At 71.7% G+C, this 19,237-nt stretch carries 20 protein-coding genes; 8 read left to right on the forward strand and 12 right to left on the reverse strand.

What is annotated here, in order from left to right:
* Positions 1-17: 17 nt before the first annotated feature.
* From QSJ97_RS16440 to QSJ97_RS16455, 4 genes are all read right to left on the reverse strand, one after another.
* Positions 18-989 (reverse strand): DMT family transporter, encoded by a 972-nt coding sequence (locus QSJ97_RS16440; RefSeq protein WP_285673033.1) that lies wholly within the window; start codon positions 987-989, stop codon positions 18-20.
* Positions 986-1,573, reverse strand: a complete 588-nt coding sequence (locus tag QSJ97_RS16445) for a hypothetical protein (protein WP_285673034.1) — start codon at positions 1,571-1,573, stop codon at positions 986-988. Before QSJ97_RS16445 ends, QSJ97_RS16440 begins: the two co-directional genes overlap by 4 nt.
* On the reverse strand, positions 1,557-2,330 hold the full coding sequence (locus QSJ97_RS16450; protein ID WP_285673035.1) for a hypothetical protein: 774 nt from the start codon (positions 2,328-2,330) through the stop codon (positions 1,557-1,559). Before QSJ97_RS16450 ends, QSJ97_RS16445 begins: the two co-directional genes overlap by 17 nt.
* A 146-nt stretch (positions 2,331-2,476) precedes the next feature.
* Positions 2,477-3,868 carry an aminotransferase gene (locus QSJ97_RS16455; protein WP_285673036.1) on the reverse strand — a complete coding sequence of 464 codons (1,392 nt, stop codon included), beginning with the start codon at positions 3,866-3,868 and terminating at the stop codon, positions 2,477-2,479.
* Positions 3,869-4,004: 136 nt separating this feature from the next.
* Between QSJ97_RS16455 and QSJ97_RS16460 the strand changes: the two genes are divergently transcribed.
* Entirely contained in the window at positions 4,005-4,457 is a 453-nt protein-coding gene (locus QSJ97_RS16460; protein ID WP_285673037.1) for a VOC family protein, read from the forward strand.
* A gap of 23 nt (positions 4,458-4,480) precedes the next feature.
* Here QSJ97_RS16460 and glsA read toward each other — a convergent pair whose 3' ends face one another.
* The 5 genes from glsA to groES form a co-directional block, all read right to left on the reverse strand.
* Positions 4,481-5,401, reverse strand: a complete 921-nt coding sequence (glsA, locus tag QSJ97_RS16465) for a glutaminase A (RefSeq protein ID WP_285673038.1) — start codon at positions 5,399-5,401, stop codon at positions 4,481-4,483.
* Between the two features lie 88 nt (positions 5,402-5,489).
* The gene (locus tag QSJ97_RS16470) at positions 5,490-5,978 is read right to left on the reverse strand and encodes a GNAT family N-acetyltransferase (RefSeq protein ID WP_285673039.1); all 489 of its coding nucleotides are present in this window, start codon (positions 5,976-5,978) and stop codon (positions 5,490-5,492) included.
* A gap of 30 nt (positions 5,979-6,008) precedes the next feature.
* A complete protein-coding gene (locus QSJ97_RS16475) occupies positions 6,009-6,164 on the reverse strand; it encodes a hypothetical protein (protein ID WP_285673041.1) in 156 nt (51 codons plus the stop codon).
* A gap of 730 nt (positions 6,165-6,894) precedes the next feature.
* Positions 6,895-8,535 carry a chaperonin GroEL gene (groL, locus tag QSJ97_RS16480; protein WP_285673042.1) on the reverse strand — a complete coding sequence of 547 codons (1,641 nt, stop codon included), beginning with the start codon at positions 8,533-8,535 and terminating at the stop codon, positions 6,895-6,897.
* Between the two features lie 57 nt (positions 8,536-8,592).
* Complete coding sequence (groES, locus tag QSJ97_RS16485) at positions 8,593-8,904, reverse strand: co-chaperone GroES (protein ID WP_285673044.1); 312 nt, start codon at positions 8,902-8,904, stop codon at positions 8,593-8,595.
* A gap of 357 nt (positions 8,905-9,261) precedes the next feature.
* Here groES and QSJ97_RS16490 point away from each other — a divergent pair, with 357 nt between their 5' ends.
* Entirely contained in the window at positions 9,262-10,293 is a 1,032-nt protein-coding gene (locus QSJ97_RS16490) for a TraB/GumN family protein (protein ID WP_285673046.1), read from the forward strand.
* A 27-nt stretch (positions 10,294-10,320) separates the two neighbouring features.
* On the opposite strand, the gene QSJ97_RS16495 is transcribed toward QSJ97_RS16490, so the two are convergent.
* Positions 10,321-10,845, reverse strand: coding sequence for a DUF3429 domain-containing protein (locus QSJ97_RS16495; RefSeq protein WP_285673047.1), 525 nt, complete (start codon positions 10,843-10,845; stop codon positions 10,321-10,323).
* Positions 10,846-10,980: 135 nt separating this feature from the next.
* Here QSJ97_RS16495 and QSJ97_RS16500 point away from each other — a divergent pair, with 135 nt between their 5' ends.
* Positions 10,981-11,340 carry a thiol-disulfide oxidoreductase DCC family protein gene (locus QSJ97_RS16500; RefSeq protein ID WP_285673049.1) on the forward strand — a complete coding sequence of 120 codons (360 nt, stop codon included), beginning with the start codon at positions 10,981-10,983 and terminating at the stop codon, positions 11,338-11,340.
* Positions 11,341-11,488: 148 nt separating this feature from the next.
* A complete protein-coding gene (locus tag QSJ97_RS16505; RefSeq protein ID WP_285673051.1) occupies positions 11,489-13,030 on the forward strand; it encodes a DUF2125 domain-containing protein in 1,542 nt (513 codons plus the stop codon).
* Positions 13,031-13,084: 54 nt separating this feature from the next.
* Here QSJ97_RS16505 and QSJ97_RS16510 read toward each other — a convergent pair whose 3' ends face one another.
* Both QSJ97_RS16510 and QSJ97_RS16515 read right to left on the reverse strand, forming a co-directional pair.
* Positions 13,085-13,396 carry a YegP family protein gene (locus QSJ97_RS16510; protein WP_285673053.1) on the reverse strand — a complete coding sequence of 104 codons (312 nt, stop codon included), beginning with the start codon at positions 13,394-13,396 and terminating at the stop codon, positions 13,085-13,087.
* A gap of 114 nt (positions 13,397-13,510) precedes the next feature.
* Positions 13,511-14,527 (reverse strand): Ldh family oxidoreductase, encoded by a 1,017-nt coding sequence (locus tag QSJ97_RS16515; RefSeq protein ID WP_285673056.1) that lies wholly within the window; start codon positions 14,525-14,527, stop codon positions 13,511-13,513.
* Positions 14,528-14,787: 260 nt separating this feature from the next.
* Here QSJ97_RS16515 and QSJ97_RS16520 point away from each other — a divergent pair, with 260 nt between their 5' ends.
* The 4 genes from QSJ97_RS16520 to QSJ97_RS16535 all read left to right on the forward strand — a co-directional run bounded on the left by QSJ97_RS16520 (position 14,788) and on the right by QSJ97_RS16535 (position 19,207).
* Positions 14,788-16,395, forward strand: a complete 1,608-nt coding sequence (locus tag QSJ97_RS16520; RefSeq protein WP_285673057.1) for a 2-isopropylmalate synthase — start codon at positions 14,788-14,790, stop codon at positions 16,393-16,395.
* A 149-nt stretch (positions 16,396-16,544) separates the two neighbouring features.
* On the forward strand, positions 16,545-17,021 hold the full coding sequence (locus tag QSJ97_RS16525) for a hypothetical protein (RefSeq protein ID WP_285673058.1): 477 nt from the start codon (positions 16,545-16,547) through the stop codon (positions 17,019-17,021).
* 317 nt (positions 17,022-17,338) lie between these two features.
* Positions 17,339-17,974, forward strand: a complete 636-nt coding sequence (locus tag QSJ97_RS16530) for a PEP-CTERM sorting domain-containing protein (RefSeq protein ID WP_285673059.1) — start codon at positions 17,339-17,341, stop codon at positions 17,972-17,974.
* Between the two features lie 192 nt (positions 17,975-18,166).
* Positions 18,167-19,207: a rod shape-determining protein gene (locus QSJ97_RS16535; protein ID WP_285673060.1), complete on the forward strand. Its 1,041-nt coding sequence runs from the start codon at positions 18,167-18,169 to the stop codon at positions 19,205-19,207.
* The last annotated feature ends 30 nt before the right edge of the window (positions 19,208-19,237 follow it).

Below are 19,237 nucleotides of genomic sequence, written 5' to 3' on the forward strand. Positions count from 1 at the left end.
AATCCGGCGCAGGCCCCTCAACCCTGCGGCGTTATGCCGGGGCGCGCCTTCGCCTTGGCCGCCAGCAGACCGAGCCGGCGCTCGCGCTCGAGGATGAAGAGCCCCGCCGCCACCACGATCGCGGCACCGGCCAGCACCATCGGCTCGGGCACCTCGTCGAAGATCAGCCAGCCGATCAGCAGCCCGTAGAGCATCGAGGAATAGTCGAAGGGCGCGATGGTGGAGGCATCGGCATGTCGGTAGCTCTCGGTGACGAAGATCTGCGCCACGCCGCCGAACATCCCCGCGGTGACCAGCAGCGCCCAGCCCGCCGCGGTGGGCCATTCCCAGCCGAAGGGCAGCGTCGCGAGGCTGGCCAGGCTGCAGCTCACATGGAACCAGAACACGATGGCCAGCGTCGGCTCGGTGCGGGTGAGCCAGCGCACCTGGATCTGCGCAAGCGCCATCAGGAAGGCGGCGACGAGCATGCAGGCCGCCCCCAGCGCCGCGCCCTCGGCCAGCCCGTCGAGCCCGTCGGCCCGGATGATGGTGAGCCGCGGCCAGACCATCACCACGACCCCGGCGAGCCCCACCGCCACCGCCGTCCAGCGGTAGAGCCGCACCACCTCGCCGAGCAGCAGCACCGCCAGCCCGGTGGCGATCAGCGGTGCCGCGAAGCCGAGCGCGATGACCTCCGGCAGCGGCAGCAGCCCGAGCGCGGCGAAGGACAGCCCCATCGCCGAGCAGCCGATCAGCCCGCGCCAGAAATGCCCGCGCAGGTTGCGGGTGGTGAGCGCGTCGCCCATCCGCCCGGTCCAGGCGGCATAGGCGAGCACCGGCGCCAGCGCCACGAAGGCGCGGAAGAACACCGTCTCGCCCGCCGGCACCTCGACCCGCGCCGCCTTGATGCAGGCCGCCATCACCGAGAACAGCGCCACCGAGGCAAGCTTGAAGAGGATGCCGCGGACCGGGCGGACCTGCGCCGGCACGACCACGGATTGCTTGTTCATGGCCGCGCCTCCCCGGTGGCGGCCTGCCCCGCGGCGGCCTGCACCTGCGCCGCCTCTCCCGTCGCGGCCCGCGCCGGCCCGAAGGCGACCCACCAGCCGAATCGGCCGGCCAGCGCGCCATAGAGCGCGAAGACCGCCGGCGTCAGCAGATGGCGATAGGGCAGCGCCAGGAGCTCCACCGTCTCCGGCGCCATGCCCCGCTCCAGCAGCCAGAGCACCGCGGCGCCCGGCGGGCCTGCCTGCAGCAGCGCCATCCAGAGGAACACCACCCCGCCATAGGTCGCCGCGCCGAAGCGGGTGGCGCGGGCGCGCGTGACCGGCCCCTGCCGGGCGATGCGCGCGAGCAGCGGCGCGACCACCGCAAAGGCCAGGATCAGCGCCACCGGGAGCCCCACCAGCAGGCCCTGCCAGACCAGCACGGCGCCGAAGCGCGGCAGCAGCCCCCAGCCGCCGACATGCATGACGAAGAACCCAGCCGCCGCCAGCGCCGCCGCCGCCAGCCCGCGGGCGACCCGACCGGGCACCCGGCGCCAGGTCCATTTGCCGCGCCAGTGCGCGATGGCCACGTCAGAAGAGCGGGACATCGCCGGCCTCCGGACAGCGGACGAAGGTGACCCCGCCGGCGCCGTCGACGCGCTCGAGCACATGGGCATCGCGCGTGACATAGCGCAGCCGCTGGTCGCGGCCGAGACGCTCGTTGAAGATCCGCACCGAGCCGTCGCCCTCATAGGCGAGGATGCGCCCGCTCGCCCCCGGCACGGCATTGCCATAGGTGACGGTCAGATGCTCCACCCGGCCGCCCTCGACGCGGATCCGCACCCAGACCACGCCGCAGCGATGCAGCCGCGGATCCGCCCAGTCCCCCGCGATCCAGGCCGCGAAGGCGGCGGCGGGCTCGGCGGCGCGGGCTGGCGCCGGCGCCAGCGGCAGCGCCGCCAGCAGAACCAGCCCGAGCATCGCCGCGGGCCGCCGGCCGAAGGCACAGAACCAGCCGGTCTGCGCGCCCATGGCGCCGATCAGCGCGGCCCCGGCCAGCGTTACAAGGATGCTCAGCGGCATGGCCAGCCAGAGCGGCAGCACCAGCCCGGGCGGCGCCGCCTCCCCGGGAACACGGCCCCCGTGGCCGAGGAGGAGCAGGGCGAGGATCACCGCCCAGAGCCCGAGCCCGACCCGCAACATCCCGCGCGCGCCCCAGCGCAGCACCGCCGCGCGGGTCAGCCGGCCCTCCGCACCGCGCCGGCGCAGCATCCGCGGCGCGCAGAACAGCGCGGGCAGGACGGCGGCCGCGGCCGCCATCACGCCGAACCCGAAGGGATCGCCAAGGGTTTCGAACAGGCTCACCGCCATCACCACCGGCACCCACGCGCCGAGGAGGATGCCGCCCCGGGGCAGCCGCCCGAGCGGCGTCGGCCCGGACGCGCCGGTCGCTCCGGGGCGCGGGGTGGGCGGGTGGGCGCGCCCCCGGAGCGATGGCGCGTCCGGGCCGGTCATGCCGGCAGGTGACCCTCGGCGCGGGCCCAGGCATGGGTGGCATCCAGCGCCTCGGGCAGCGGCGCCATCATCTCCTCGATCTCCGCCTCGGTGATCACCATCGGCGGGCAGAAGGCCAGCGTGTCGCCGAGGCTGCGCAGGATCACCCCGCGCGCCAGCATCTCCTCCATCAGCCGCGCGCCGACCTTGCCGGGCTGGGCGAAGGCGGCCGGGCGGCCGGGCTCGGGGCTGAGCTCGAGCCCGCCCATCAGCCCCGCCCCGCGCGCCTCGCCGACGAGGGGATGGTCCGCCGCCGCCCGCAGCCGCGCCTGGAAGACCGGCGCCACCCGCCGCACATGGCCGACGATGTCGCGCCGCTCGTAGATCGCCAGCGCTGCCAGCGCCACCGCGCAGCCCGCCGGGTGCCCGCCATAGGTGAAGCCGTGGCCGAGCGCCGGGTTGCGGCTCGCGCCCTCCTCCACCGCCTCGGCCATGCGCCGGTCCATCGCCACCGCCGAGAGCGGGAAATATCCCCCGGTGAGCTGCTTCGCCATGCTCATCGAGTTGGGCGCGATGGAGAAGGTCTCCGAGCCGAACCAGTTCGCCGTCCGGCCGAAGCCGCAGATCACCTCGTCGGCCACCATCTGCACGTCGTATTTCCGGAGCACCGCCTGCATCGCCGGGAAATAGCCCTCCGGCGGCACGATGACGCCGCCCGCGCCCATCACCGGCTCGGCGATGAAGGCGGCCACGGTCTCCGGCCCCTCGGCAAGGATGGTCTCCTCGAGCTCCGCCGCGAGGCGCGCAGAGAACTCCGCCTCGGTCTCGCCGGGCTCGGCCTCCTTCCAGTGATGCGGGCAGCGCAGATGCCGCACGAATTCGAGCGGCAGGTCGAAATCCTCGTGGTTGAGCGGCAGCCCGGTCAGCGAGGCGGTGGCCAGCGTCACCCCGTGATAGCCGCGCTTGCGGGAGAGGATCTTCTTCTTCTCCGGCCGGCCGAGGACGTTGTTCATGTACCAGATCAGCTTGATCTGGCTGTCGTTGGCCTCCGAGCCCGAGCAGCCGTAGAAGATCCGCGCGGCCTCCATCGGCAGCAGCTCCTTGAGCTTCTCGGCAAGCTCGATCGCCGGCTCGTGCGTGCGTCCGCCGAAGAGATGGTAATAGGGCAGCCGGGAGAACTGCGCCTGCGCCGCCTCCACCAGCTCGGCATCGCCGAAGCCGAGCCCGCAGCACCAGAGCCCCGCCAGCCCCTCGACATAGCGCCGGCCGGCCTCGTCGGTGACATAGATCCCCTCGCCCGAGGCGATCATGTGCGCGCCGGTCTGCCTCAGGCTGGCGGCATGGGTATAGGGGTGAACGAGCGCCTCGATGTCGCGCATCTGGGCGTTGGTGAGCGTGTCATGGGCCATGGGCGATCTCCTTCGCCACCGGTTCTACGCCCGCCGCCTTGCCGCGCCAAGGCGCGCCCACGTGATGGATGCCATCACGGATTGTCATGGGCGCCTGCGCATGCCACGGCTAGGATGCCGGAAAGGGGAGGCCGCCATGGCGCAGAAACCGAAGCTCGTCGGCATCAACCACGTGGCGCTCGAGGTCGGCGACCTCGACGAGGCGCTCGAATTCTACGGGCGGTTCTTCGACTTCACGCTGCGCGGGCGCAGCGAGACCATGGCCTTCATCGACATGGGGGACCAGTTCCTCGCGCTCAGCCAGGTCGCCGCCCCGACCCGCGACGCCGAGCGCCATTTCGGCCTGGTGGTCGACAACCGCGAGGGCCTGCGCGCCCGGCTCGAGGCGGCCGGGGTGGAGATCGTGACGGAGAAGCGGCTCGATTTCCTCGACCCCTGGGGCAACCGGGTGGAGATCGTGCCCTATGCCGACATCCAGTTCCTGAAGGACCGGGCGGTGCTCGCCGCCCTGGGCACCGGCATTGCCAAGACCGAGGCCGCGAAGGCCGAGCTGGCGGAGAAGGGCATCACCGCGCCGGACGACGCGTGACACCCTGAGCCGGGGCGCATGCGCTACTCCAGCGCCCCGGCCAGCGCCTCCAGCGCCGCCTGCGCCGCCACCGAGTTGCCGAAGCGGTCGAGCGGCGGCGACCAGGCCACCGCCACGAAGCCCTGCGGCAGCGCGGCGCTCATCCCCGGCGGCTGCACCGCCACGATGCCGCCGCCGACCCCGGATTTCCCCGGCAGGCCGACCCGGAACGCGAACTCGCCGGACTGGTCGTAGAGCCCGCAGGTCCGCATGATCGCGCGCAGCCACCTGGCATGGTGCCCCGCGGCGCAGGCGCCCTCGCCCTGCGGCGACACCAGGAACCCCGCCGCCCGCGCCAGGTCGCGCGCCGAGATCGCCAGCGAGCAGGCCCGGAAATAGGTGTCCGTCACCGCCTGCGGGTCCTGCCGCAGGTTGCCATAGGCGCGCAGCACATAGGCGATCGCCCGGTTGAGATCGCCATGCATGCGCTCCGAGGCCGCCACCTCGGCGTCGTAATGCAGCTCGGGATTGCCCGCCAGCAGCCGCATCTGCGCGCGGAACGCCGTCTCGAGGTTCCAGCGGTGGGTCATCAGCGCGTCGGTCACCACGATCGCACCGGCATTGATGAAGGGGTTGCGCGGGATGCCCGCCTCGGTCTCGAGCTGGATCAACGAGTTGAAGCGCATTCCCGAGGGCTCGCGCCCGACCCGGCTCCAGAGCCCGTCCGGCCCGTCCGGCTCGAGCCACTCCATCGCCAGCGCCAGCGTGAAGAGCTTGGAGATCGACTGGATCGAGAAGGGCGCATCGGCCTCGCCCGCGACCCATTCCTGTCCGTCCGCGCTGCGCAGCACCAATGCGAAGCGGCCGGGATCGACCCGCGCCAGCGCCGGGATGTAGTCCGCCACCTTGCCCTCGGCGGCGCGCGGGCGGGCCTCGGCGGCGATGCGGTCGATCAGCTCCTGCATGGGGGCCTCCGGGCAGCAGGGGGCGGGGCACGGTGCGCCCCGGCTCCGAGAGATCGCATGTCGCCCCGGCCGGCACAACCGGGCCGGCTCAGCCCCGCTTCAGCGCCTCGAAGGGCGCGTCGAACACCGCCCGGCAGAGCCGGCTGTCGCGGCTCGCGCCCCAGCGGTCATAGACGGCGTTGGCGGCGGCGTTCTCCGGCCCGGCGACCCACCAGAGATAGCGTGCGCCCACCGCCTCGGCGCGGCGCGCGAGCTCGGCCACCAGCGCCTGGGCAATGCCCTGCCGCCGGGCCGGCGCGGCGACGTAGAGATCGGAGAGATAGAGCCCGCGCGTGGCATAGGCGGTCTCGTAGGACGCGGTATAGAGCGCATAGCCGATCGCCGCGCCGCCCTCTTCGGCGACGATGAGCCCGATCCCCGGCTGCCCGATCAGGTCGCGGCAGACCGCATCCGCCGTCATCAGCCCCGGCCCGCCCTCGGTGATCGCGGCCAGCGCATTGGCCATGGCGGCGATGCGCTCGGCATCGGCCGGAACGGCGTCGCGGATGATGCGGCCAGCGCCGGGGTTCTCCTGCATCGCTCCGGGATAGCGCATCGCCGGGCAGGGTCAAAGCGGCAGCTGCCGCGGCGCGCCGATGCCCGCCGCCATCACGCCGGCGGAGACGAACTCCATCCGCCGGTGCCGGCGCTGCGCCGCGGGTTCCTCCGCCGGGGCATGCGCGAACACCTCGCCATGACCACCCGCCCCGAGGGCCGCGGTCACCCCGGCCGGCAGCGCCCGCGAGCCGCCCCGCCCGCGATGCTCTCCATGAACAAGATGGTGGTCGACAGCGCGGCCCAGCGGAGAGATCCGATGGAATCTCCTGTTCCCTCTCCATCGTCCAGGACGAGGACGGTCCCGTCCCGCAGCCGGCCCTCCACGGCCGGCTCGGAGCACTCCGGGTCGCGCCTCGCAATATGGCCAGATCCACCGCAGTTCAGGCCGAACGATCCGGTCCGACCCCGCGGCTCGCGCCAGCCCTCCACCGGGAGACGACGCCGCGATGAGCGCGCCGAGGCCAACCCCCAGCGCCGAAGCGATCCGCTCGAGCTGCGCCAGCGTCCGCGCCGCGCCCTCGATGCGTAAGATCGAGGCACAGGACGTCCGGCCAGTTCGCCGCGCCGCTCCTGCGATGGCCTGCGCGCCTCCCGCAATTCCCGGATCCGAAGCCGCCTCCCGCGCTGCCCCCGGACGGCCGCCCCGCGAAAGAGCATCGCCCCGGCGCATACCGGCCGCAACCGGGCAGGCGCGGCCCCCGGGCCGCGCGACGCGGGCATGGCAGTGCGGGGTGGGCGGGCGGGAGCCGGGCCATGCCCGCGTTCCCCCCCGGCACGCGAAACGGGCCGCCCCTTCCGGAGCGGCCCGCCGCGTGTCCCTCGGATCTCCCGGGGCGGCGGGCTCTGATGGCCCGCACATCCCCGCCGCGTCCCGGGCCCGAAGGCCCGGGCGCAGATCACATCATGCCGCCCATGCCGCCCATGGCGTCCATGCCGGCACCCGCGTCCTTCTTGTCCTCGGGCTTGTCGGCGATCATCGCCTCGGTGGTGATCAGCAGGCCGGCAACCGAAGCGGCATCCTCGAGCGCGGTGCGCACGACCTTGGCCGGGTCGATGATGCCCTTCTCCATGAGGTTGCCATACTCCTCGAGCTGCGCGTCGAAGCCGAAGTTCGGATCGGTCGACTCGAGCACCTTGCCGGCGACCACGCCGCCGTCGAGGCCCGCGTTGATCGCGATCTGGCGCAGCGGCTGCTGCAGCGCGCGGCGGACGATGCCGATGCCGGTGGTCTGGTCGGCATTGTCGCCGGTCAGGCCGTCGAGCGAGCGCGAGGCATGGATCAGCGCCACGCCGCCGCCCGGCACCACGCCCTCCTGCACCGCGGCGCGGGTGGCGTTGAGCGCATCGTCGACACGGTCCTTGCGCTCCTTCACCTCGACCTCGGTGGCACCGCCGACGCGGATCACCGCGACGCCGCCCGCGAGCTTGGCCAGGCGCTCCTGGAGCTTCTCGCGGTCGTAGTCCGAGGTGGTCTCCTCGATCTGGCTGCGGATCTGGGCGACGCGCGCCTCGATCTCCGACTTGTCGCCATGGCCGTCGACGATGGTCGTCTCGTCCTTGGTGATGCGGATCTTCTTGGCGGTGCCGAGCATCTCGGTGGTGACGTTCTCGAGCTTCATGCCGAGATCCTCGGAGATCACCTGGCCGCCGGTCAGGATCGCGATGTCCTGCAGCATGGCCTTGCGGCGATCGCCGAAGCCCGGGGCCTTCACGGCCGCGACCTTCAGGCCGCCGCGCAGCTTGTTGACCACGAGGGTGGCCAGGGCCTCGCCCTCGACATCCTCGGCGATGATCAGCAGCGGGCGGGAGGACTGGATGACCGACTCGAGCAGCGGCACCATCGGCTGCAGCGACGAGAGCTTCTTCTCGTGCAGCAGGATGTAGACGTCATCGAGCTCGGTGATCATCTTGTCGGAGTTGGTGATGAAGTAGGGCGAGAGGTAGCCGCGGTCGAACTGCATGCCCTCGACGACCTCGGTCTCGGTCTCCAGGCCCTTGTTCTCCTCGACGGTGATCACACCCTCGTTGCCGACCTTCTGCATCGCGTCGGCGATCTGGCGGCCGATCTCGGTCTCGCCATTGGCCGAGATCGAGCCGACCTGGGCGACCTCGTCGGAGCCGGAGACCTCGCGCGCCTGGGCGCGGATGCCCTCGATGGCCTTCTTGACGGCGAGATCGACGCCGCGCTTCAGGTCCATCGGGTTGGCGCCGGCGGCGACGGCCTTCAGGCCCTCCTTCATGATGCCGTGGGCCAGCACGGTGGCGGTGGTGGTGCCGTCGCCGGCCTCGTCATTGGTGCGCGAAGCGACTTCGCGGACCATCTGCGCGCCCATGTTCTCGAACTTGTCCGAAAGCTCGATCTCCTTGGCGACGGTGACGCCGTCCTTGGTGATCCGGGGGGCGCCGAACGACTTGTCGATGACCACGTTGCGGCCTTTCGGGCCGAGGGTCACGCGAACCGCGCTGGCGAGGGTCTCGACGCCGCGCATCATACGCTCACGGGCGTCGGTATGGAATTTCACGTCTTTCGCAGCCATGGGTCTCTCCGTTTCAGAGAACAGTCTCGATGTTCAGTGGTCTGATCCCGGCGGGGCTCAGGCGGCTTTCGCGGCGGCCGTGTCGGTCATGATGCCGAGGATGTCCGACTCCTTCATGATCAGGAGCTCCTGGCCGTCGATCTTGACCTCGGTGCCCGACCACTTGCCGAACAGGATGCGGTCGCCGGCCTTGACGGCCATCGGGATCAGCTCGCCGCTGTCCTTGCGGGCGCCCTCGCCAACGGCGATGACCTCGCCCTCCTGGGGCTTCTCCTTGGCGCTGTCGGGGATGATCAGGCCGCCGGTGGTCTTCTCGTCGGACTCGATGCGGCGGACCAGCACGCGGTCATGAAGCGGAGTGAAGTTCATCTGAGTTGCGCTCCGTGTTGCAGATGGCATTGGCTTGGCCGGGCCGGGGCTCCGGCCCTGTTAGCACTCACCGATGATGAGTGCTAACATCGCTGGCCTAGGTACGGATCGTGCCCCGGGGTGTCAAGGGTCAAGCGGCGCAATCATGGCGTTTTTCGTCGATACGCCGCGGCCGGCCCCGCGCCTCCGCGCAGCCTCGGCACGAAGGCGGGACCCGTGCGGAGCTAGGCAGCCGCAACTGCCGGCGCAACCCCGGCAGGGCGAATCGGCCGCCTGCACCTCGCGGCTCGCGCATGGCGCCCGGCGCTGTTAGACTTCCCCGGCTTGCATCCTGTGCCGACCAGTGGAGCCCGTGTCATGCGTCTCGCCCGTCGCTTCTCCATCGCGCGCGCCGCGCTGGCCGGTCTCGCCATGCTCGCCGCGGCGCTGCTGCCGGGAGCGGTGGCCGCGAAATGCGGCGGCACCGACCTGATGGCGGCGCTCGCCCGCGAGGACCCCGCCGCCCATGGCCGCATCCTCGCCCGCGCCGCCGAGGTGCCGAACGGCGAGGGCCTGTTCTGGCGCGTGGTGGCGCCCGGCGGCGCGGTCTCGCATCTCTATGGCACGCTGCACAGCACAGAGGCGGCGGCGCGCTGGCTGCCCGGCCCGGCGATCTCGGCACTCGGCGATGCCCGGCTGGTCATGGTCGAGCTCACCCCCGAGGAGCAGCAGCGGCTGGAGCGGCGGATCTCCAGCGACCCGCGCTTCGCCGTCGACATGGAGGGGCCCGGCCTCTCCGAGCGGCTGGCGCCGGAGGACCTGGTGCAGGCCGAGGCGGTGCTGGCCGAGCGCGGCATGTCGATGTCGGTGGCCGAGAAGCTCAAGCCGTGGCTGCTGATCTCGACGATCTCGGTGCCGCTCTGCGAGAAGGCCGAGCTGGCCAAGGGCAAGCGCCTGCTCGACGACGCGATCGCCGCCGAGGCGCGGGTCTGGGGCATCCCGCTGCGGGGGCTCGAGAGCTATGAGGAGACCTTCGCCGCCTTCGACGAGCTGAGCGATGCCGAGCTCACCGGGCTGCTCGTCGACGGGCTCGCCTCGAGCGCCGACGAGGAGGACCTGCGCCGCACCCTCGAAACGCTCTATGCCGAGGGCCGAATCGCCGCGATCCTCGAGTTCAACATCTGGCATGCGAGCCGCCACGGCCGCAGCGACAACCCCCGCGCCGCGGCCGAGGCGCTGACCCGCGCGCTGATCTTCGGGCGCAACCACAACTGGATGCGCCGCCTGCGCCCGGAGCTCGACCGCGGCGCGGTCTTTGCCGCCTTCGGCGCGCTGCACCTGCCCGGCAGCGAGGGCATCGTGGCGCTGCTGCGCAGGGCCGGCTACCGAGTCGAGCGCCTCGACCGGTGACCGCGGCGCACGCCGGTCAGACCCCGGTCAGGCCATCGCGCCGAGCAACAGGCTGAGCACGGCCCCCAGCGTCAGCGGCCACCGGAGCCGCGGCCACCAGCGCGGTGCGCCGCCCTCCTGCGCCAACGCCAGATCCGCCGCCAGCAGCAGCGAGAAGCCGAGCGCCAGCGCGGCGCAGGCCATCGGCACGTCGAAAAGCAGCGCCACCCAGGCATAGAGCGCCGGCACGACCGAGACGACGAGCTTCTTCGCCGTCGGCTCGGGTGCCGCGCGAATCGATTCGAAACCCCAGCGGCAGCCCCCCATGAAGGAAAGGATCAGCGCGGCATAGCTCGCCAGCGCCGGCCCGGTCCGGAAGGTCAGCGGCATCGGCAGCAGCCCGCTCTCCACCGCCCAATGCGCCGCGGCGAGCCCGAAGAAGGGCAGCAGCCCGGCGCCGCCCAGCCAGGCAGCCGAGGCCGGCACCCTGTCGGACACGTCCTGCGAGCCTTCCGCCGGGCGGGAGACGCCGCCCCCGCCGTTGCGTTCGTCGGCCTGCCGTCCGTTCCGCATCTCAGCACCCCTCGTCCTGCACCGCCGCCTCGCCCTGCTGCGCCGGTCCGTCACCCCCCAGTTCGCCGGCTTGAACCACACGCCGGCCCCCTCAGATTAATCCGCAGGGCCGATGTGTCGACAGGAACCTCAACCATGATGAAACCCGATTCGCGGGCCGCCCGCATCGTCTACTACGACGGCGATTGCCCCGTCTGCCGCCGCGAGATCGGCTGGTACCGGGCGATGCGCGGCGCAGGCGGCATCGCCTGGATCGACATCGCCCGCGCCGATGCGGCGCTGCCCGAGGGGCGCGACCGGGCGGCGCTGCTGCGCCGCTTCACCATCGCCCGCCGCGACGGCCGCCTGGTCAGCGGTGCCGAGGCCTTCGCCGCGCTCTGGCGGGGGCTCGGGCCGACGCGCCTGCTCGGCCGCCTCGTCGATCGCCAGCCGTTCCGCGGGCTCGGCGAACGGCTCTACCGGCTGTTCCTGCGGCTGCGCACCGCCTGGCGCTGAGGCGGACCGCGGCAGCGCGCGCGGCGGATGCGCCGGGGGCGCTTGCGGATGCCGGCCCGCTCCCCCATTCTCTGTCTGCGGCCGGATGCCGGCCCTGGGCCGGGAGACCGCCCGTTCGCAACCCGCCCGCAGCCCCCGGGAGACCGACATGCGCCGCATGGCCCGCCTCTTTTCCAGCCTCGCGACCCTCACGGCGATCCTCTGGTGCGCGCTCTGGTTCTGGGGGCGCGACGCGATCAGCACCCAGATCGAGGGCGAGATCGACCGGCTGCGCGCCGGGGGGCTGGGGATCAGCGTCGGCGAGCGCTCGATTGCCGGCTTCCCCTTCGCCTATGCCGCTCGCTTCGAGAACCTGACCTTCACCGACCGCGCCACCGGGCTGCGCACCGAGCTGCCCGAGATCACCTCGATGGTGGCGATCGCCGATCCGGGCACGCTGGTCACCGAGCTGCCGGCGGAGATGACCGTCACCGTCGCCGTGCCGCCAGGGCTGCGCGACCGCTATCCGGGGCTCGGGGCGGAGCTGGCGCTGGCGATCACCTCCGAGGGGCTCGCGGTGGAGACCGATCTCGCCGGCGACGGTGCCGGCGGCCCGGGCGCGCGCTCGTCGATTCGCGCGGTCCGGCTCGAGATCGCCCCGGCCGTGGCGCTGGAGGGGCTCGACTTCGCGCTGCGGATCGAGGGGCTCGCCGGTTCGCTCGGCCGGGCTGCCGCCGATGGCGGCGACGGCCCCGGCGCGGCAGAGCTCACCGCCCGGCACATGGCGCTGCACATGGTCGAGACGCCGCCGGGCGCCGCTGCGGAAACGCTGACCGCCGATCTCGCGCTCGCCGATGTCACGCTCAAGGGCGCGGCGCGCCGGGCCGATCCGGCGGCGCTCGGCGCGCTGTTTGCGGGGCTGCGCCCGGGCGAGGCGGCGCTCGAGCTGGTGGCGGGCGCCGTCACCGGCGCGCTGGAGATGGCCAGCCCGCCGGTTGCCGCGGCCGGGGCCCGCGCCGCGGATGGCCGGATCACGCTCGATGCCGGGCGGTTCGCCGGCCGGCTGACCGTGCAGGGGCCGGACATCTCGACCGAGCTGGAGACCGAAGCCCTGAGCCTTGCCCTGGCACCCGCCATGGCCGACGATCCGCGCCGCGGCGAGATCCGCGCCAGCCGGCTGCGAATCGCTTCCGATGCGCCGCAACAGGCGGGCACCGGGCCGCGGCCGGTGCGCGTGCTGGTCGAGGCCGAGGGGCTGGAGCCCGCGCCGGCGCTCTGGAACCGGATCGACCCCGAAGCCGTGCTGCCGCGCGAGCCGGGCCGCATCGCGGTGGAGATCGACGGCACCGGCCGCCTGCTCAGGCCGCACGAGACCGTGCGCCCGGGCGAGGCGACGCCGCTCGAGATCGGCAATCTCTCGGTCCGCCGCTTCGACGTGGCGGCGCTCGGCGCGCATGCCGCGGCCGAGGGCGACATCGAGTTCCTGCAGCCGATCTACGAGCCGCGCGGCGCCGTCACGCTCCGGCTCTCCGGCGCGCTCGGGCTGATCCGCCGGCTGCACGGGGCCGGGCTGCTCGACGAATCCGAGGTGCAGTGGCTGGCCACCATGGCCGCCCTCTACACCCGCGGCGGCGCGGGCCCCGACGAGCTGGTCACCGAAATGGTGTTCGACGCGGAGGGCACCCGGATCAACGACAGCCGGATCGACTGAACCGCGCGCGCCCGCCCTGCCCTCTGCGCCCTCTGCCGGCCGCGCGCGGTCGGCCTAGCTCTCGAAGCCCTGGCGCCGCGCATTGGCCTCGGCCTCGGCGCGGGTCGCGAAGCCGCGCGAGGCGGCGCCGACGACCCGCCCGTTGCGGGCATAGCGGCGCCAGCGAAATGCGCCCCGCTTGTCGATGTAGAAATCCCATTTGTCCGAAGGCACCGGCCCCCGGTTCATGTTTGCCTCGCAATCGCTGCGGGACACGTACCCCTCCGACGATGCGCCGACGACACCGCCTTCGCCATCGATCCGCCGCCAGCGGTAGTTCCCCCGCTTGTCCCTGAAGATCTCGAATCTATCCTCCCCGGCCGCCATCAAATCCCCCCGGATTGCCGATTACTACCTTTATTACTTCTGGCAAGAACCATACACCGATTCGCCCGGTTTCGGCCTGCCGAGAGTCAAGGACGGACCCCGCCCGGCAGGCCCTCAGCCCGCCGCCAGCGCCTCGATCTCGGCATGCAGAACGGATGGCAGATCGACCCCCTCGGCCAGGCTCCGGGCCCGGTTGGCGAAGCGGCGCTGGCCGGGAAGGCGCGCGCCCTCCTGACCGGCGATCGCGGCCAGCAGCGCCTCCGCGCCGTCGCTCCGGCCGCCGAGGCGTACCGGGTCGAGCGCCAGGATCAGCTCGCCGCCGGGCTGCGGCCCGCCCATGGTCGCCGCGGCGCCGCATTCGAGGCTGGTGACCTCGCCGAACAGCGGCCCGGCCAGCAGATCGACCATCAGCGCCACCAGCGCCCCCTTGTAGCCGCCGAAGGCAAGCTGCGCGCCGCCATCCAGCACCGCTTTCGGATCGGTGGTGGGCCGGCCCTCGGCGTCGATCCCGGCGCCTTCCGGCAGGGTGTGCCCGTCGCGCGCATGAAGCATGATCTCGCCGCGCGCCATCGCCGCGGAGGCCTGGTCCCAGACCAGCGGCGGGCCATCGGGCCGCGGCCAGGCGAAGGCCATCGGATTGGTCCCGAAGACCGGCACGCGCCCGCCCGCCGGCACCACGTTGGGCGGCGAGGAGGTGAAGGCCAGCGCCACCAGCCCTTGGTCCGCCAGCGCCTCGACCTCCGGCCAGAGCGCGGCGAAATGCACCGTGCGGGTGAGGGTCAGCGCCGCCACCCCCTGCTCCCGCGCCGCCTCGGCCAGTGCCGGCAGCCCGAGCGCCAGCGCGAGCGGCGCGAAGCCGAGCCCGGCATCGACCCGCACCGCGCCCGGCGCCGGGCGCGAGAGCACCGGCTCGGCCCTTCCGTTCACCACCCCGCCCTTCAGCAGGTCGACATGCCCCTTCAGGCGGAACACCCCGTGGCTCGCGGCGCCGTCGCGTTCGGCGGCGGTCATGTTGTCGGCCACCGCGCCGGCCATCGCGGCGCTGCAGCCGTGGCGCTCCAGAACCTGCACCGCCAGCGCCCGGAGCGCATCGAGGCTCAGCCGCACCGTCTCTCCCGCCGTTTCCGTCATCGCCCGGTCCCTCTTCCTGCCGATACCGCGCCCGAGCCTAGCCCCGGCCCGCCGGCAAGGGTAGCCCCGGCGCCGGGTGATACCGGGGGTTGCGATGCCCGCCAGATCGGCTATGACGGATGCCATGTCCGTCCCGGCGCAACAGCTCGCCCTTCTGGCGCTTCTTCTTACCGGCCCCTGAGCGTGCCCGGACTGTCGGCGCGCGCGCTCGGGGGAGTGTTGGACGCGCCGCGAGACACCCGAAGCCAGAGAGCTCAGACATGACCGATAACGTGACCCCCGAAACCGGGACCCAGGGCGAAGGCCCGTCCGCGGATGCCGATGCGCGTGCCCGCGTGAAGATCTTCGACACCACGCTGCGCGACGGCGAGCAGTCGCCCGGTGCCTCGATGACCCTCGAGGAGAAGATGGAGATCGCCCGCCTGCTCGACGAGATGGGCGTGGACATCATCGAGGCCGGCTTCCCGATCGCCTCCGAGGGCGATTTCGAGGCCGTGACCGAGATCGCCAAGGCCGCCGAGCGCGCCGTGATCGCCGGCCTCGCCCGCGCCAACCGGCGCGACATCGACCGCGCCTGGGAGGCGCTGCAGCACGCCAAGCACCCGCGCATCCACACCTTCATCGGCACCTCGCCGCTGCACCGCGAGCACCAGCTCTCGATGTCGAAGGCCGAGGTGCTGGAAAAGATCCGCGAGACCGTGACCCATGCCCGGAGCCTCTGCGCCGACGTGCAGTGGTCGCCGATGGACGCCACCCGCACCGAGCACGACTATCTCTGCGAGTCGGTCCGCGTCGCCATAGAGTGCGGCGCCAGCACGATCAACATCCCCGACACCGTGGGCTACACCGCGCCGCGCGAATCGGCCGAGCTGATCGGGATGCTGCGCCGCGAGGTGCCGGAGATCGACCGCTGCACGATCTCGACCCACTGCCACAACGATCTCGGCATGGCGACCGCCAACGCCCTGGCCGCGGTGGAGGCCGGCGCCCGGCAGATCGAATGCACCATCAACGGCCTCGGCGAGCGCGCCGGCAACACCGCGCTCGAGGAGGTGGTGATGGCGATGCGCACGCGGGCCGACATCCTGCCCTATGCCACCGGAATCGACACCCGGCGGATCATGGCGGCGAGCCGGCTGGTGGCGCAGGTCTCCGGCTTCCCGGTGCAGTACAACAAGGCGATCGTCGGCAAGAACGCCTTCGCGCACGAGTCGGGCATCCACCAGGACGGCATGCTGAAACATGCCGGCACCTTCGAGATCATGGCGCCGGAGGATGTCGGCCTGACCACCTCCAACCTCGTGATGGGCAAGCATTCCGGCCGGCACGCCTTCCGCACCAAGCTCTCGGAGCTGGGGGTCGAACTCGGCGAGAACGCCATGGCGGATGCCTTCGTGCGCTTCAAGGCGCTGGCCGACCGCAAGAAGGAGATCTTCGACGACGACATCTTGGCGATCGTCGAGCAGTCGGCGGCGGAGGCCCATGCCGAGCGCGTCAAGCTCAAGTTCCTGCGCGTGATCTGCGGCACCGAGGCGCCGCAGAGCGCTGACATCACGCTCGAGATCGACGGGACCGAGCATCGCCACACGGCCACCGGCGACGGCCCCGTGGATGCCTGCTTCAACGCCGTCTCGGCGCTGGTGCCGCACGAGGCGGCGCTCGAGCTCTACCAGGTGCATGCCGTGACCGAGGGCACCGACGCGCAGGCCACCGTCAGCGTGCGGCTGCGCGAGCATGGCCGCTTCGCCACCGCCCAGGCGTCGGATACCGACACCGTGGTGGCCTCGACGCGGGCCTATGTGCAGTGCCTCAACAAGCTCATGGTGCGCCGCGCGAAGAGCGCCCCGGGGGAGAGCGTCGCGGTCTGATCCGCGGCGCGCCCGCGGCGCGGAACCGCGATACGGATTCGGTGCGGGCGGGAGGCGATCTCCCGCCCGTTGCCGTTCCGGGCCCGGAATTCCGCGGAAGCGCGCATCGTGCTAGATTTCCGTTAGGTTAATTCGGATTGGAGACCGCCATGGCATACAAGCCCTCCGACCACCCGAAGAAGTATGACAGCCGCAACAAGCAGTTCGCCAGCGCACAGAAGGCGACGAAGGACCTTGTCACCACGGCCACCGACAGTGCGGTGAGCCTCGACAGCTGGGTCACGCAGATGGACACTTGGCTGAAGGCCAACCGCAAGAAGCCGAAGGAAGCCCGCGACGCCGCCAAGGCGCTGAAGGATCTCGACGCGACCGATGCTACGCTGTTCGAGGGCTATGCCAAGGTCGTGTCGCAGATCATGGCGACCGAGGGGGAGATCGAGAACCTCGGCGACCCCGGCGACGACAAGGACAAGCAGAAGAAGCGCAAGAAGCTCGAGCAGAAGCACAAGCAGCTGGTGCAGCAGGCCGATGCCTCGCGCAGCGCGCAAAACGTCAATCTGTCCGCAATGAAGGCGGTGCGCGAGATAATCCTGGCCTGTACGGCGATCACCGCGCCGAAGCTCTGAGCCGGGCGCTGCCCCCGATCCCCCGGAACATTGGGGGCGCCGCCTCGATGCGGAACGACCGGCCGCGAGCGCCGGAAACACCATCCCTCTCGAAAGGCCGGGTCTTGACGCGGCCCCGCCTCGGCAGGCCGCCCGTGCACGGGAACCGGCCCATCGGCACCACCCCTGCCGGATGCCCCCGCGGCGCCGGAGCCGGCCCGCCGGTCCCGGATCTGCCCAGCATCCCACAGCCCCTCGGCATGAATGCGGCGGCTTGGCAGATCGTGAAACTGTTTCTAATCTGGACTTGTATGCAGCCTTGAGAAACGAGTTTCCCGATGTCCGACCTTGCCTGTCCTGCTCGCTCCGCAGCCTTGCCCGGCCGCCTGCGGAGCGCTCTCGCCGTGCTTGGCCTCGGTCTTGCGCTGAGCGCGCCTCCCGCCGCCGCGAACGTGCTCTACAGCTTCACCGAACTGCCCGAGGGGGTGCGCGTCGAGGCCAGCGGCAGCCTCGAGCTTTCGGTGTTCGGCCCGCCGAGCCGGCAGAACAGCTCGCTCACCGGCACCGCGCTGTTTCCGAATTCCGGCATCCTGCTCGGCCCTTCGGGTACCGCGGCGCAGGATCTCTACCTGCTCGGCGACGTCTTCGAGAGCTTTGGCACGAGTGGCTTCACCACGGGCAGCTTCCTTTCCGGCATCGCGTTCGAGATCGCCGACAATGGCTTGCAGGACCAGCTCCAGGTCCCGGCCGACTTCAGCTCCGGCGACCCGATCTTCGCCGCCGGGCTGTTTCCGGGGAGTTTCGCGACGCTCGGCATCACCGCCACCGAGGATGTGGTGATGACGCTCCCCGGCGCGCAGACCATCACGCTCCGCTTCAACTCGAGCGAGGCCTCGGTGCCGCTGCCGGCAACGCTGCCGCTGCTCATCGCCGCATTCGGCGCCGCGGGGCTGTTGGCCCGTCGCCGGCGCTGACCGCCGCCCTGCCGGCAGTGGCAGCGGAGAACCTCCCGGCGCGAAAGCTGCCGGTTCCGCACCCTGCCGGGACGGAAGGCCGCATTTCCGGGCCGGATTGGGTTTGCAGCGACCCTTCATGAGTCCTATAAGCGCGGTCCAAGGCGCGGAGGACGGCGCCGCAGGCACATGAAGGCCAGGAGCCAGACAGGCATGTTGAGCGGGCTGTTCAACGTTTTCTCGAACGACATGGCGATCGATCTCGGGACCGCCAACACCCTTGTCTATGTCAAGGGCAAGGGCATCGTGCTCAACGAGCCCTCGGTGGTGGCCTACCAGACCATCAACGGCAAGAAGGTGGTCAAGGCGGTCGGCGAGGACGCCAAGCTGATGCTCGGCCGCACCCCCGGCTCGATCCAGGCGATCCGCCCGATGCGCGACGGCGTGATCGCGGATTTCGACGTCGCCGAGGAGATGATCAAGTATTTCATCAAGAAGGTGAACGGGAACTCGCTCTGGCCGCGGCCGCAGGTGGTGGTCTGCGTGCCCTTCGGCGCCACCGCGGTGGAGGAGCGGGCGATCGAGCAGTCGGTGCTGAGCGCCGGTGCGCGCAAGGCCTATCTGATTCCCGAGCCGATCGCGGCGGCCATCGGCGCCGGGCTGCCGATCACCGAGCCCACGGGCTCGATGATCGTCGATATCGGCGGCGGCACCACCGAGGTGGCGGTGCTCTCGCTCTCCGACATCGTCTATGCCAAGTCGGTCCGCGTCGGCGGCGACAAGATGGACGAGGCGGTGATCTCGCACATGCGCCGGCAGCACAACCTGCTGATCGGCGAGGCCTCGGCCGAGAAGATCAAGAAGACCATCGGCACCGCGCGGATGCCGGCGGACGGCATCGGCCAGTCCATCGTGATCCGCGGGCGCGACCTGCTCAACGGCGTGCCGAAGGAGCAGGAGATCACCCAGGCGCAGATCGCCGAGGCGCTCACCGAGCCCGTGCAGCAGATCGTCGAATCGGTTATGGTGGCGCTCGAGGCGACGCCGCCGGATCTCGCGGCGGACATCGTCGATAACGGGGTGATGCTGACCGGCGGCGGCGCGCTGCTCGGGGATCTCGACCTGGCGCTCCGGGAGCAGACGGGCCTCGCGATCTCGGTGGCGGAGCAGCCGCTGCACTGCGTGGCGCTCGGGACCGGCAAGGCGCTGGAGCATCTCGACCGTCTGAACCATGTGATGAAGATCAGCGTCTGAGGCAGGAGCGCCCGCTGCAGGGGCTTCGAG

The organism is Paralimibaculum aggregatum (genome assembly GCF_030270585.1).
Classification (GTDB): Bacteria; Pseudomonadota; Alphaproteobacteria; order Rhodobacterales; family Rhodobacteraceae; genus Thermohalobaculum; species Thermohalobaculum aggregatum.